Raw genomic sequence first — 13,901 nt, 5'->3', positions numbered from 1 at the left:
CAGTAGGTTGTGGGTTTTTCAGGTCCCTCTACCGCTGCTGCATAGCCACCTTCAACCCGAGCGACACAAACACCACGCCGATTATTTTCCCTTCCCAGCGGCGCAGCCCCGACAGCCATTTCAAGGCACGGGTCAAAGGATGAATCATGCACGCGAGCAAGGTGGTGTAAGCAATGCTGAGCGCGGAAAAAACAAGGCCCAATACGGCGAACTGTACGAGGGAAGAACCTGATTCCGGATGAACGAATTGCGGTAGAAACGCCAGGAAGAACATAGCCGTTTTCGGATTAAGCACCTCAGTCGCGATGGCCAACAAGAACGCACGGGCAGGTGAGACGCTGGCGTGAGTCAGTTGGCGGTCTGCATTGGGTTTCGCAAAAAAGGCCTGCGCACCCAGGTAGATGAGATAACAGGCACCCGCAAGCTTTACCACGCTGAATGCCAGGGACGAGGTCATCAAGAGAGCCGATAAACCCAGCGCCGCACTGAACGTGTGGATCAAATCCCCTGCCGCGATACCAAGGCCGGTTACGACTCCGATCTTGCGGCCGCTCTGAAGGGTTCGCGTCACCACCACTAGCACGGCGGGGCCGGGGATCAAAAACAGCCCAAGTACAATGGCAACGTAGGTTGCAAGGGTGGTGAAATCAAACATTTCTTCTCGCTCCTGGAAGTGGGGTGCAACGCTGAGTTATCCCCACCCCGCACACAAAAGCAAGCCCTCCCCCGTCATATCAGAACCGAGGCTTAACCGCTTTCCACTCCGGCTTGTAACGCTGCATCTGTTTCACATCATCGCGTTGGCGTATGCCACAGCTCAAGAATTGGTCGTGCAGTTTGGCCAATTGATCCTGATCCAGTTCAAGGCCTAACCCCGGTGCGCGGGTGATCTTCACGCAACCGTCGACGATGGGAATCTTGCCGCCTTTGATTACCTCTTCGTCCGGCTCCTGCCACGGGTAATGGGTGTCACAGGCGTAGTCGAGGTTGGGCACCGAGGCAGCCAGATGAGCCATCGCCATCAGGCTGATGCCCAGGTGCGAGTTGGAGTGCATGGATACCCCAAGACCAAAGGTGTCGCACATTTTGGACAGCACCTGCGTGTCCCGCAGCCCCCCCCAATAATGGTGATCGGCAAGCACGATCTGTACGCTATTCAACGCCACGCTTCGACGAAACTCATCGAAGTCAGTGACCACCATATTGGTCGCCAGCGGCAGGCCGGTGCGCTTGTGCAGTTCAGACATACCCTCCAGGCCAGGCGTCGGGTCTTCGTAATACTGCAGGTCATCGCCCAGCAGTTCAGCCATGCGAATCGACGTTTCCAGCGACCAGTTGCCGTTCGGATCAATACGCAGCGGATAACCGGGAAACGCTTTCTTCAGCGCTTTGATACACGACACCTCATGTTCGGGAGGCAGCGTACCGGCCTTGAGCTTGATGCTCTTAAAGCCGTAAGCCTCGATCATGCGCCGAGCCTGAGCAACGATTTGCGCTTCGCTCAGGGCTTCACCCCAACTGTCCGGTTTATAGGGTGAATCAACATGCTGGGCATACTTGAAGAACAGATAGGCGCTGAACGGAACTTCGTCACGGATAGCACCACCGAGCAAATCCACCAATGGCACATTCAGCGAATGCGCTTGCAGGTCCAGGAATGCCACTTCGAATGCCGAGTAGGCGTTACTCACCGCTTTGCTGGCGTGGGAGCCGGGGGCCAGCTCCGCGCCAGGAATACTGGCCGGCTTGTTCGCCGCGACTGTGGCCTGGACGATGGATCGCAGGTGATTGAGATTGAAAGGGTCCAGGCCAATCAGCAGAGGTTGCAGCTGCTGCTGGATAAGCAGTGCCGGAGCATCGCCGTAGCTTTCGCCCAAACCGATGTAGCCGTTGTCGCTTTCAATTTCGATGATCGAGCGCAGCGCGAAGGGTTCGTGGATGCCACTCGCATTAAGCAACGGCGGATCACGGAAGGCGATTGGGGTGACGGTGACTCGTACGATTTTCAAGCGGCTGCTCCCGATGGGTCAGAATTCAAGGTTTTATGGTTTACGGACGGTGTTGTCTCGGGGGCATTCGCCGGGGCTTGGGCGGGTTTGCTGGTCAGGTTGCCTGGCGTGTCGCCACGAGGTGCCGTGCGGGCGAAAAAGATCACCACCGCCGCCACCAGCGAAGTGATCGCCAGGCCGTACATTCCGCCTTCGATGGAACCGGTTTCCTGCTCCAGAAAACCGAACGCAGTCGGGGCAACGAAGCCGCCGAGATTACCGATGGAGTTGATCAAGGCAATCACCGCCGCAGCGATACGTACGTCCAGATAACCTTGGGGAATTGGCCAGAACAAGGCCGAGGCCGCCTTGAAACCAATCGCCGCAAAACAGATGGCGACAAAAGCGAAGATCGGCCCGCCGACGGTGGACATGAACATGCCAATCGCAGCGATTACCAGCGTCACGGCCACCCAGGCTTGCTGATGCTTCCACTTGCTGGCCATGGCGGCGAACCCATACATCGCGATGATGGAGATGATCCAGGGAATCGAGTTGAACAAACCGACCTGGAAGTCGCCGAGGTTACCCATCTTCTTGATCATGCTCGGCAGCCAGAACGTGGCGCCATAGATAGTCAACGCGATGGCAAAGTAGATGAAGCAGAACAGCGCGATTTGCCTGTCCGCCAGCAGCTTGAACATTGACGGCTTGACCGTCTGCGAGGATTCGCGAGCCTGCTGTTCCTGCTCAATGGCGCCTACCAGTGCGTCCTTTTCTTCTTCACTCAACCACTTTGCTTGACGCGGATGGGATTGCAGCCAGAACCAGACAAACCCGCACAGGACAATGGAAGCAAAGCCTTCAATCAGAAACATCCATTGCCAGCCATGCAGGCTGAGGCCACTGACGTTAAGCAGCGCGCCCGACACAGGACCTGAAATCACCGAAGCAATCGCTGAACCGCTGAGAAAAATCGCCATGGCCTTGCCGCGCTCTGACGAGGGCAGCCATTGGGTAAAGTAATAAATGATGCCCGGGAAGAAGCCCGCTTCGGCCGCACCCAGAATAAAACGCAGCACGTAGAAACTTGTTTCACCGCGGACAAAAGCCATGGCCATTGCTGCCAGCCCCCAGGTGAACATGATCCGCGTCAGCCAAGCGCGGGCACCGTAGCGTTGCAACAGCATGTTGGAGGGCACTTCGAATATCGCGTAACCCACGAAAAACAGCCCTGCACCCAAGCCGTAAGCAGCAGCGCCAATACCCAGATCGGTTTCCATGTGGCTGCGTACGAAGCCAATGTTTACCCGGTCGATGTAATTGACGATGAACATGATGACGAACAGTGGCAATACGTGGCGCTTTACCTTGGCCGCAGCGCGGGCAAGTACGGATGGATCTGATGCACTGTGTAAGGTATTCAAAACGCGACTCCCGATCTTTGTTTTTTTAGGGACGAACCGATCATGGACGCGCCTATTGATCCCGTCTAATCTAACTTGGTATTCGATTGATACCTGGATTAGATCAATGTTTGAACTTACCCAACTGCGCTGCTTCACCACAGTGGCGACAGAACTCAATTTTCGCCGTGCTGCCGAGCGGCTGAATATGACTCAACCGCCCCTCAGCCGACAGATCCAATTGTTGGAGCACCATCTGGGTGTGGAGCTTTTTACACGCACCACGCGCAGCGTCGCGCTGACCGCAGCTGGCCGGGCGTTTTTCGTCGAAGCGCAAAACCTCCTCGAACGCGCCCAACAGGCAGCGGTCACCGCCCGACGCTTTGCCGAAGGCGACATTGGCTCGGTCAACATCAGCTTTGTTGGCAGTGCGGTGTATGAATTCCTGCCCAAGGTCATCGCCGAGGCACGGCTCAGACAACCCCATGTGAAAATTGATCTGTCGGAGATGAACACCTACCAGCAACACGAAGCCCTTCGCGCTCGACGCATTGACCTGGGCATCGTCCGTGCGCCGTTAGTCGAGCCGGGCTACGCCAACGAGTGCCTGGTGCGCGAGCCATTCGTACTGGCCGTTCATCGTCACCACCGGCTGGCCAGCGCCGCCACCGTGTCTGTCAGAGACCTCGACGCGCAGCCGTTCCTCATGTATTCCCACGCCGCGTACCCGCCGTTCAACGAACTGCTGACCGGCATGCTCCGCTCGGCTCGGGTGGCGCCGGAATACGTGCAATGGCTCGGGTCATCATTGACCATCCTGGCCCTGGTCAACGCCGGCATGGGCCTGGCCCTGGTCCCGCGGTGCGCCAGCAGTGTGGTATTCCGGAACGTGGTGTTTCGCGATATCGATCTGGGCGAAGGCGTGCAGAGCGAGCTGCATCTGATCTGGCACGAGAACAATGACAACCCGGCATTTGCGATGTTGCTCGAAGGAATTCGAAGGGCAGTGGTCGAGGGTTGGGGGACGTAAACCTTTATCGTTTTTGAATTCCTGCAAGAGCAGTCTGATTCTCTACCGGACGGTGCGGTTTGACGAGGCGCAGTGCCGGCGTAATGATTACCGCTGAACGACCTTATAATTACCTCCGCTCAACGTCCGCTTATAGCAAACTGGATGCCGATCGTCGTCAGGCCATCGCTAAACCGATAGCCGGACATGCCAATTAATCTGCGAGTGATCTACTGCAAAGGGTGGAACACTGACAGGAAGGACTTTGATATGACAACGCAAACCGAAACCGCCATCCTCGCCGGCGGTTGCTTCTGGGGCATGCAGGATTTGCTGCGACGCTACCCCGGCGTGCTGTCCACACGGGTGGGTTATACGGGTGGAGATGTGCCAAACGCGACGTACCGCAACCACGGCACCCATGCCGAGGCGATCGAGATCGTGTTCGATCCAAGCCAAATCAGCTACCGGCAAATCCTCGAATTTTTCTTCCAGATCCACGATCCGACCACCAAGAATCGCCAGGGTAACGACTTGGGTTTGAGCTACCGGTCAGCACTTTACTACCTCAGTGATGAGCAGCACAAAGTCGCTCAGGACACCGTGGCCGATGTTGATGCATCTGACCTTTGGCCGGGCAAAGTCGTGACTGAAATTGAACCTGCGCGGGAATTCTGGGAGGCTGAACCGGAACACCAGGACTATCTGGAGCGACTCCCCAACGGCTATACGTGCCACTTCATTCGGCCGAACTGGAAATTACCTAAACGGGCGTGATTGCCACGCAGTTTTGCATCACCGACATCGGTGGGGCCGAACTTTTTCGGGAAGCGGGCGGCGCGGTGGGTCAGACATACCGCGTCGGGGCATTCAGATCAGCGACCTATAAAAGCTGCGGGACGCACACAGCACAACGCCCCCACGAAGGGAGGCGTTGGATATTTTTGTTTACCTTTTCAGACATAACACAGCAACAATCGCACCGTTACTGCGCCGCAATCCTCGCTAAAGATCGAAGCGATCGAGGTTCATTACCTTAGTCCAGGCCGCCACGAAGTCTTCAACGAATTTCTCCTCTGCGTCTGCGCTGCCATAGACTTCCGCCAAGGCCCGAAGCTGCGCGTGGGAGCCGAAGATCAGGTCGACGCGGGTACCGGTCCATTTGACTTCGCCGGTCTTGCGGTCGCGTCCTTCAAAGCTGTCCGTACCCCCTGCGACCGCGTTCCAAGCCACGCCCATATCGAGCAGGTTTTTGAAGAAATCATTACTTAGCGCTTCCGGCCGTTTGGTAAACACACCCTGTTGAGTCTGCCCGACGTTGGTGTTCAAGACGCGCAGGCCACCTACCAATACCGTCATCTCCGGCGCAGTCAGTGTCAGCAGTTGCGCCTTATCGACCAGCAACGCCTCCGCCGAAGCGGTGTAATTGCCCTTCAGGTAGTTGCGAAAGCCATCTGCTACGGGTTCAAGAAAGGCGGAAGACGCCACGTCCGTCTGCTCTTGTGAGGCGTCCATGCGCCCCGGGCTGAAAGGAACCGTCACAGCGTGGCCCGCATTTTTCGCCGCTTGTTCGACGCCTGCGCCACCAGCCAAAACAATCAAGTCGGCCAAGGAGATTTTCTTACCGCCTGACTGCCCTCTGTTGAACTCACCCTGAATACCTTCAAGGGTATCCAGCACGGTCGCCAATTGCTCAGGCTGATTGGCTTGCCAAAACTTCTGCGGGACCAGGCGCAGCCGCGCACCGTTGGCACCGCCACGTTTATCGGACCCGCGGAAAGTGGAAGCGGCCGCCCAGGCTGTTGACACCAACTGCGAAACAGACAATCCCGAGACGAGTATTTTGCTCTTGAGTGCTTCGATGTCGCTTTCGTTCACCAGGGCATGATCGACTGCCGGAATCGGGTCTTGCCAAAGCAGCTCTTCGGCGGGCATTTCCGGACCAAGGTAGCGCGCCAGTGGACCCATGTCGCGGTGCGTCAGTTTGAACCAGGCGCGGGCAAATGCGTCGTCCAGTTGCTCCGGGTTTTCAAGAAAGCGCCGTGAGATTTTTTCATAGATCGGGTCGAATCGCAGGGCGAGGTCGGAGGTCAGCATGGAGGGTGCACGACGCTTGAACGGATCATGGGCGTCCGGCACGGTGTTCGCACCAGCGCCGTCTTTGGGTGTCCACTGATTCGCGCCGGCGGGACTCTTGGTCAGTTCCCATTCGAAGCCGAACAGGTTCTCCAGGTATTGATTACTCCACCGGGTCGGTGTCGAGGTCCAGGTCACTTCCAGGCCACTGGTGATGGTGTCACCGCCTTTGCCGGTGCCAAAGCTGTTCTTCCAGCCGAAGCCCTGAGCTTCGATGTCAGCAGCTTCGGGCTCCGCGCCCACATTGGTCGCTGGCCCGGCGCCGTGGGTTTTACCGAAGGCGTGGCCGCCAGCGATCAAGGCCACGGTTTCTTCATCATTCATCGCCATGCGTCCGAACGTCTCGCGGATATCCTTCGCCGACGCAACAGGGTCCGGGTTGCCCTCGGGACCTTCCGGGTTCACATAGATCAGACCCATCTGCACGGCGGCAAGGGGCTTCTCCAGATTACGCCCGCCGTTTTCGGTACGACTCTCTTCAAGGTCATGCATTTCCGGTTCAGCAACCAGCACGCCTTCGCCGGGCTCTTGCATTTCTTTATTGTTCTTGCCATAGCGGTTGTCGCCGCCCAGCCAAGTGGTTTCGGAACCCCAGTAGACATCTTCCTCCGGCTCCCAGACATCGGCGCGCCCGCCAGAATAACCAAAGGTTTTAAAGCCCATGGTTTCCAGCGCAACGTTGCCCGTGAGGATGATCAGGTCAGCCCAGGAAAGCTTGCGGCCATATTTCTGTTTGATGGGCCAAATGAGCCGCCGCGCTTTGTCGAGGCTGACGTTATCTGGCCAACTGTTGAGGGGAGCAAATCGCTGCTGGCCGGCGCCAGCACCCCCACGGCCATCAGCAGTACGGTACGTGCCGGAACTGTGCCAGGCCATGCGAATGAACAGCGGACCGTAATGACCAAAGTCGGCAGGCCACCAGTCCTGGGAATCGGTCATTAGCGCGCGCAAATCCTGTTTTACGGCCTCCAGGTCAAGGGTCTTGAATTCTTTGGCGTAATCGAAACCCTCGCCCATCGGATCGGACAAGGACGAATGTTGGTGCAGAATCTTGAGGTTCAGTTGGTTCGGCCACCAGTCGCGGTTGGTTGTGCCACCACCAGCGGCATGATTGAACGGGCATTTCGAGTCGGTTGACATGTTTTGATGTACCTCTGGTCGTTTTCATCCGGCTACCTGGCCCGTTGGAGCGCCCGGTAGCGGTGAGTAGCTCATTCTTATCTTTCTAATCAGGCTAAAACGGACTGACTTGCGCCAGCGCTCCATCAAGACTAGGACCCCTCACGGTAGATATCTAATAGGCAAAGCCTTGGGTCACGATAGTTATAGACTTTTAATTGTCCGAACGTTGCCGGTAGCCCTAACCACCTCCGTCGTTTTTCTGGCATACAACGTACGGTTAGCCGCCCAACCCAATGACCTCGCTGGAGTTTTTATGATGCGAATTGCTGATCGCTGGTTTGAGACAAAACGTATCGACGAGCGGATTACCTTGCTATGGGAACCCCATGTCGCACGGCTTGATCAATGCAACATGTGGCATGTGCGCGGGCGCGACAGCGATCTGCTAGTCGATGCAGGCATGGGCATCGGCAGCTTGAAATCGGCCATGGCCGCGCTGTTGGATAAACCGCTGGTCGTGGTGGCGACCCATAGTCATACGGATCATGTCGGCAGCCTGCATGAGTTTGAACAACGACTGGTGCACCCGCTGGAAGCGAATAACCTGCCCAGGCCGGCGACCTATCCCGTGCTGTGCAGTTGTCATTGGCCTGGCACGTCCCGCGCCGACATTGAAGCCCAGGGTTACGACGTGCCGGACATCATGATCGACGCCTACCCCCATGAAGGTTTTGACCCCCTCGCCTTTCGTCCGATCGGGACGCATGCAACGCGCCTGATTGATGAGGGCGATGTGGTTGACTTAGGCGATACGGCGTTCGAGGTGTTGCACCTGCCCGGCCATTCTCCCGGCAGTATCGGACTTTGGGAAAAGAGTACGGGCACCTTGTTTTCCGGCGATGCCATTTACGACGGTCCGCTTCTGGACAAGATAGGCGGCGCTGACGTGACGGACTATCGACGTACGATGCAGCGTCTGAAAAACCTGCCGGTTGAGGTGGTGCATGGCGGTCATGATCCGAGCTTCGGTCGAGGCCGGATGCTTGAGTTGGCAGACGCTTATCTGCGCAAGGGATAGCCATTTCCACTCTCGCTCACACGTTTTCATTATCCGATCGGGTAAACGAATACCGATCGATATCCGTCCTTAACTGCCAGCCTTGGCTGTGCCAATATTCCGCAGCGGAGGCATTGGTCTTGATCACATCGAGGTGACATTTGAGTATTCCGAGTTGTTCAAGACTTGAAAGGCAGCGCTCGACCAGCGCATTGGCTATGCCTTGACGCCGATACCGGGGGAGAACGACCAAGTGCTGCAAATACCCTCTGCGCCCGTCGTGGCCACACATGACACACCCGCAGAGAACGCCTGCTGCTTCGGCAACGAAGCTCATCCCGGGGTTGCGTTGCAGGTATCTCGAGGTTGATTCGCGAGAATCAGCATCACGAAAAGTAACGCCCGGCGTACGCTTCATGAGGTCGATGACTCCGTCATAATCGTCGAGCGTCATGACACGAAGAGTGATCATTGATTGGGCCTTGCGCTGTTAACGGTTCGGCCTGGCAGACTAGCAGAAGCTGCGCCTAAACCAACCGCAACCCGCCTCCGATGTTTTGCTCCGCACCCTCGCCTAACCGCTCCTGGACAAACGCCTTGGCGTGGCGCGTCATTTGGTCGAGTTGGCGGTCGCGTTTTTTCTCGGCGTCTGCCATTGCCCTTTTGCCGTGCTGCTGCAGCAAGTACATATGGATTTGCCGCACCTCTAACGAGTTATAGATGGGCGCAACATCCACTACTGCAAGCAAACCGTCCGCGCCGTGGTCAAGGGTATTCATGACCACCTGCGGACCGCGGGCGCCCAGCACCTGAAAGCCTAAAGATTCAAAATAAGGGACTTTGGCCACCGTGCATGCCAGCTCGGCATGGGGATAACGGTCGAGCATTTGCTGGAGCATGGCGCGGGCGACCCCCTGACGTCGGTTGCTCGCCCGCACGGCCATATAGGGAACTGCGCAGGCGTCGGCATCACCTTTTATCGGCAGACACAGCACAAAGCCGACGACGGTGGAGGCGTCTACCTCGTCCAGCGCCACGATTAACTCCACGGGAATGTCTTTTGAACCGTCCAGCGCATCGAGATAAAGATGAACTTCGAAGCCAATGCCGTACTGATACAGGTTGTAGAGCGGATTGCTCGGTGCAATGTTGACCATACTGATGTCGGTCAGATAGTCCACGACCATCTGCAGAACCTGGCTTTTTATAAGTTCCGGGGGTGGAGTTTGAAACAAGGTGATCGTGGACATCTAAAATCTGACTCCGTGGGTAAAGACTTGCCCGCAGTTTCAGGTCCGCGCTGGCGACGTCATCATAACCCGTCTTTGCGCGGATACCTTGCGCCCTCCTCCCATGAAGACCACCAGCGAATATCCAGCAGTTGCTCATTGCCCGGGAACTGCTTAACTACTCGCTCTGATGGCAAAATATTGCACAAAACTCCCCTGAAAATCGTCGGGACCAATCTAAAATTTGGATGGAATTTGGCAAATTGCCAGTAGTCACATATCACTGACTTTACTTGATTCGAGGTGGTGCCTCATGTGGAAACGAAGCAGGCCTAGAAGTGTTGAGCACGACCTTTGCGATGCGGCTGACAACCTGCACGAGGCGGTGCGCCAACTTCTGGATGTTACGGGCGATTTGATTCGGGCCGGAAACGGGGGAGCGCTGGAAACCATTGCCAGCGTGATTGTGGGGCTTCAAGACGATGAAGTGGTGTTGCGTGAACACGCGGCGACCTTGAAGTCCGCAGCGGGGGGCCGCAGAGCAACCGACAAGGTTACGTCGGCGAACACGAAAAATTAACGCAGAGCAACACGGAATAAGACATCCAACGCCTGGACAACGAGTTGCCGGCGACTGTCTATTCCGTTTGGACCGCGCCCTCACTATTGATCACAGGGGCTCGTGATCGCAGGCATGGCTGCACTCGAAGAAATCACCCCAACCTTCATTCCCAGCAGCACCGCGACCTTATGCGATTCTCCTCGCCGGCCTTTTTTGTGCCCTGAAAGAATTTGATAGGTCGTGGAGGGATCGACCCCGTGATCCCGGGCGAAATCCTGCACCGTCTTCCCTTGTTGCTCCAGCCAAGCCTTGGCTTGTGCCGCCGTTCGAATGCCAGACATAGGCAAATCCATCCAAATTCGTTCAGTATGGTTTATTAGGTAGCTGTCGGCCAACCCGAAAGAATAGAGCGATCTGCATTGAACATTCAAGTGAATGGAATTGGTTTCCGATTAAGGAAGGAAAGAGAACGCCTGGGGCTGTCTCAGAGAACGTTTGGTAAAAGCGGTGGGGTGGCAACTAACGCACAGGGGAAATACGAAGCGGGAGATCGCGTGCCGAAGGCCAGCTACTTTGCGGCACTTGCGGTTATCGGCGTGGACGTGCTGTTTATACTGACGGGCACAAAAGCCCCCATCCGGTTCGACAACCTTAGCCTGACAGAGCAAATTGTACTGGCCAACTTCAGGTCGTTGCAGCCAGAAGATCAGAATGCAGTACGGCGCTTGACCACGACTATCGCTGAACTGTCGACAGCACAGGGCCTTTCTACGGGCAAAAACGCCTTTAGTGCCAGAACGTAAGCGACAAAAATCCCGCCGTTAGCGGGATTTAATTTCACGAACGTAAATCTCCGAGCGGGTCGTAAGCATGACCGTCATTCTTTTTGCGCTCAGGGTCTTGAATATCGCCTGGGACAATAGCCGCGCCAATTGGATCGACCTGTGGGTCAGACAGATCAGGAGACTCAGGATCGAAACCCGGATCATCTGTTTCGCCGGACGCTGAGGCCGCTTCCCATTCGTCTGCGGATGGATCTTTTTCCGGATAATTGTCCGGCGCCAAGTCTTCGGCGTCGGGGTCGATATCGTTTGCGCCCGGATGGGTCTCGGATGCATCCGGATCGAGATCATCCATGTCTGGATCCATCTGGGATTTTGCACTGTCTTGATAGGTTGGTTTATTGTCCATAAGCGCCTCTCACTGAGCCATAGAATGTGGGCTCTGAGCTTTTGAGAGGCTTGCGACATGCTGGTTCGACCTCAACAGACGATCGGCGCACACTGAAAACCCGGCATTCGGCCGGGTTGATATAGGTATCAGTACTTACGCTCTTGGCGCAGGTTTTAGACTGTCAAGCCGGCCACTTTCCAGCAGTTCCTTGTACTTTAATGCTTCATGCTCGCTGTGATAAACGCCCACAAGGACATCACCCTGGTACACATCCCACATCCTCAGCATGGCGTCCCTGGCGTCATGGGATTTATGTTCTTCGTCGCGTTCTACAACCGTGATAACCATTTTGAAGACTTCCTGAACTGACTAGACACTTGTATTTTCTACGCTTTTAATCGTCAAAACTCCATAGCGCCCATCAATTTTCCGTTCCGCAATTGCCATCTGGAGCATGAAGTCGAGCCTGAGGGTCGATGGCCCGTGACAACACCTCATCCGTCCACTAAATTAGGCCCCCCCGAAACGCATGATGCTTTTCGCGCCTCACATCAAGTCAATGAAATAGTGAAATTAATGTCTGACTCTCATACCGAAGAAGCCGCGATCTCCTTGTCCTCTAAACAAGAGTACGAAAACGCCATCAACCTTTCTCAGCATGTATCTCAGGCTAAAACCGTCAGCGAGATGGTTCTGGATGCTTTTCACACCGCTAAAGAAAGCGATCAGATCCGCCAGCTGCGGGCGGCAATTCGCCAGGCACAAGACAGCCTTGACGACGATAAAGCCTATGAGCTGATGGGTGAACTCAAGCAGCTTAAAGACGAAGAAGCTGCTGACAGCGCGGCACTGGCCGACCTGAGTACTCGGTTTTCCATCAGCCGAATTTTGTCCAGTTTCAAAGACGACCCTGGGTTTCAGGAATTGGTCTATAGCCTGGCGTTGAAGGTGCTAAACCAGACGCACCAAGCGGTCAGCAACCCGACCACCAGCAAAAGCAAGGCTGTAAAAGCCAGGAAAGAAATCGAAACGTTCACCCTCAGCAAAGAAGGCGTGAGCTTCACGCTGCCACTGCGTTCGCCGCGCATTAAGCCTAACGTCGACCGCGAAGTGTTTGAGTTCCTGGGTTTTGAATTTGTCGGCGATGGCGATCTCGCTGAACTGCAATCGGAGAACTTTGTCGATAATGAAGGCAACGAGCTGCCAGCCACTCGGAAAAACATAATCACCGCCATCCAGCAGCGAAAAGCGTTCGACGGTTACCACATCGCGTAAGCGACCTGTAGGAGCCAACCTGTTGGCGAAGCGGTCACAGACAGATCGCCTCGCCAACACGTTGGCTCGTACGGAATCAGCAGCTTCACGCTGGCTTTTTGTAGCGCAACCACACTCCGCCGCCTTCTTGAACGTCTGCGGACACCAGTATCAGGTAGGTTGGCTGCGCCCATGCCTCGGGGGTTACTTCGAATGATGCGGGGTGCTCTCCTCTTCCATCGACCAGCGGCAAGATCAGCACGCTGACTTCATCCACCAACCCGGCATTGACGAACGAACCGCTGACATGTGGTCCGCCTTCGATGACCAAGCGCTTGATGCCCAACTCACTGGCAAGAATCTCAGTCACTCGCGCCAGGTCGATTTCGCTGTTGCCGCCAAAAACGTAAGACACCTTAATGGATTGCAGGTAGGCCAAATAGTCGTCGGTCACACCTTCTGTGACCACTTCAACGATGTGCGAATCCAGTGCCTGATTGTTCTTCCACTCCACCTTGCCGTGCGGGTCGATGGAGATGGCGTATTGGGCGGCGTCGCGCACGGCGAAATAATGGGTACGAGGAATTGGCGAGGTGGCCAGTCCCTTGGGGTAACCCTCGCCGTGGGCAATTTCCTGCATGGTTACCCGCCCGCAGACCCAGGCGTCGAATTCGAATTGCTTGGCGAGCTTTTCATACAGGTCGCCGGCGTTCTTTTTGAACGACCGATCCCAGCCATCGGTCAGGGCATGGCCGTCAATAGACGACATCATGTGGCAGATTACATACGGCTTCATGGAAAACTCCCGGCAAAATTTAAATGCAATAAGCGTTGCAACTGATTATTCGGCACCGACTGTCAGCACTATCTTGCCTTCGACGTGCTCATTTTCCAGAAACTGTTGCGCTTCTTTAGCCTGGTCCAGGGCAAAGGTTTTATACAGCGTCGGTTTGACCTTCCCAGCG

17 protein-coding genes are annotated in these 13,901 nt (G+C 55.9%); 6 read left to right on the top strand and 11 right to left on the bottom strand.

Annotation, left to right across the window (positions count from 1 at the left end):
• Window positions 1-28: 28 nt before the first annotated feature.
• The 3 genes from JWR17_RS02080 to JWR17_RS02070 form a co-directional block, all read right to left on the bottom strand.
• The gene (locus JWR17_RS02080; protein WP_299827820.1) at window positions 29-655 is read right to left on the bottom strand and encodes a LysE family translocator; all 627 of its coding nucleotides are present in this window, start codon (window positions 653-655) and stop codon (window positions 29-31) included.
• A gap of 79 nt (window positions 656-734) precedes the next feature.
• Window positions 735-2,009, bottom strand: a complete 1,275-nt coding sequence (locus JWR17_RS02075) for a glucarate dehydratase family protein (protein WP_299827818.1) — start codon at window positions 2,007-2,009, stop codon at window positions 735-737.
• Window positions 2,006-3,415 carry an MFS transporter gene (locus JWR17_RS02070; RefSeq protein WP_299827817.1) on the bottom strand — a complete coding sequence of 470 codons (1,410 nt, stop codon included), beginning with the start codon at window positions 3,413-3,415 and terminating at the stop codon, window positions 2,006-2,008. The genes JWR17_RS02075 and JWR17_RS02070 overlap by 4 nt, the downstream gene beginning before the upstream one ends.
• Window positions 3,416-3,521: 106 nt before the next feature.
• On the opposite strand from JWR17_RS02070, the gene JWR17_RS02065 reads away from it, so the two are divergent.
• Together JWR17_RS02065 and msrA are read left to right on the top strand one after the other, a co-directional pair.
• A complete protein-coding gene (locus tag JWR17_RS02065; RefSeq protein WP_299827815.1) occupies window positions 3,522-4,424 on the top strand; it encodes a LysR family transcriptional regulator in 903 nt (300 codons plus the stop codon).
• Window positions 4,425-4,673: 249 nt separating this feature from the next.
• Complete coding sequence (gene msrA / locus JWR17_RS02060; protein WP_299827813.1) at window positions 4,674-5,180, top strand: peptide-methionine (S)-S-oxide reductase MsrA; 507 nt, start codon at window positions 4,674-4,676, stop codon at window positions 5,178-5,180.
• A 228-nt stretch (window positions 5,181-5,408) separates the two neighbouring features.
• Here msrA and katG read toward each other — a convergent pair whose 3' ends face one another.
• Window positions 5,409-7,679: a catalase/peroxidase HPI gene (katG, locus tag JWR17_RS02055; protein WP_299827811.1), complete on the bottom strand. Its 2,271-nt coding sequence runs from the start codon at window positions 7,677-7,679 to the stop codon at window positions 5,409-5,411.
• A gap of 295 nt (window positions 7,680-7,974) precedes the next feature.
• Here katG and JWR17_RS02050 point away from each other — a divergent pair, with 295 nt between their 5' ends.
• On the top strand, window positions 7,975-8,739 hold the full coding sequence (locus JWR17_RS02050) for an MBL fold metallo-hydrolase (RefSeq protein ID WP_299827809.1): 765 nt from the start codon (window positions 7,975-7,977) through the stop codon (window positions 8,737-8,739).
• A gap of 16 nt (window positions 8,740-8,755) precedes the next feature.
• On the opposite strand, the gene JWR17_RS02045 is transcribed toward JWR17_RS02050, so the two are convergent.
• A complete protein-coding gene (locus JWR17_RS02045) occupies window positions 8,756-9,190 on the bottom strand; it encodes a GNAT family N-acetyltransferase (RefSeq protein WP_299827807.1) in 435 nt (144 codons plus the stop codon).
• A 55-nt stretch (window positions 9,191-9,245) separates the two neighbouring features.
• Window positions 9,246-9,968: a GNAT family N-acetyltransferase gene (locus JWR17_RS02040; protein WP_299827805.1), complete on the bottom strand. Its 723-nt coding sequence runs from the start codon at window positions 9,966-9,968 to the stop codon at window positions 9,246-9,248.
• 292 nt (window positions 9,969-10,260) lie between these two features.
• Here JWR17_RS02040 and JWR17_RS02035 point away from each other — a divergent pair, with 292 nt between their 5' ends.
• Entirely contained in the window at window positions 10,261-10,527 is a 267-nt protein-coding gene (locus JWR17_RS02035; RefSeq protein WP_299827803.1) for a hypothetical protein, read from the top strand.
• A gap of 83 nt (window positions 10,528-10,610) precedes the next feature.
• On the opposite strand, the gene JWR17_RS02030 is transcribed toward JWR17_RS02035, so the two are convergent.
• Window positions 10,611-10,850: a DNA-binding protein gene (locus JWR17_RS02030; RefSeq protein ID WP_299827802.1), complete on the bottom strand. Its 240-nt coding sequence runs from the start codon at window positions 10,848-10,850 to the stop codon at window positions 10,611-10,613.
• 90 nt (window positions 10,851-10,940) lie between these two features.
• Between JWR17_RS02030 and JWR17_RS02025 the strand changes: the two genes are divergently transcribed.
• Entirely contained in the window at window positions 10,941-11,312 is a 372-nt protein-coding gene (locus tag JWR17_RS02025; RefSeq protein WP_299827907.1) for a helix-turn-helix transcriptional regulator, read from the top strand.
• Between the two features lie 34 nt (window positions 11,313-11,346).
• On the opposite strand, the gene JWR17_RS02020 is transcribed toward JWR17_RS02025, so the two are convergent.
• The gene (locus tag JWR17_RS02020) at window positions 11,347-11,574 is read right to left on the bottom strand and encodes a DUF6021 family protein (protein WP_299827905.1); all 228 of its coding nucleotides are present in this window, start codon (window positions 11,572-11,574) and stop codon (window positions 11,347-11,349) included.
• Between the two features lie 261 nt (window positions 11,575-11,835).
• Window positions 11,836-12,030: a hypothetical protein gene (locus JWR17_RS02015; protein ID WP_299827800.1), complete on the bottom strand. Its 195-nt coding sequence runs from the start codon at window positions 12,028-12,030 to the stop codon at window positions 11,836-11,838.
• A 228-nt stretch (window positions 12,031-12,258) separates the two neighbouring features.
• Here JWR17_RS02015 and JWR17_RS02010 point away from each other — a divergent pair, with 228 nt between their 5' ends.
• On the top strand, window positions 12,259-12,957 hold the full coding sequence (locus tag JWR17_RS02010; protein ID WP_299827798.1) for a hypothetical protein: 699 nt from the start codon (window positions 12,259-12,261) through the stop codon (window positions 12,955-12,957).
• Between the two features lie 85 nt (window positions 12,958-13,042).
• Here the strand turns inward: JWR17_RS02010 and JWR17_RS02005 are convergent, their stop codons facing one another.
• Both JWR17_RS02005 and JWR17_RS26295 read right to left on the bottom strand, forming a co-directional pair.
• Complete coding sequence (locus JWR17_RS02005; RefSeq protein WP_299827796.1) at window positions 13,043-13,732, bottom strand: dihydrofolate reductase family protein; 690 nt, start codon at window positions 13,730-13,732, stop codon at window positions 13,043-13,045.
• Between the two features lie 45 nt (window positions 13,733-13,777).
• A partial coding sequence (locus JWR17_RS26295; RefSeq protein WP_366944128.1) for a zinc-binding dehydrogenase occupies window positions 13,778-13,901 on the bottom strand: 124 nt, incomplete at its 5' end.

The sequence above is a fragment of the Pseudomonas sp. genome, from assembly GCF_028293835.1.
GTDB lineage: Bacteria > Pseudomonadota > Gammaproteobacteria > Pseudomonadales > Pseudomonadaceae > Aquipseudomonas.
Note: the sequence above shows the minus strand (reverse complement) of the source record. Positions and strands in the feature narration are given on the sequence as shown.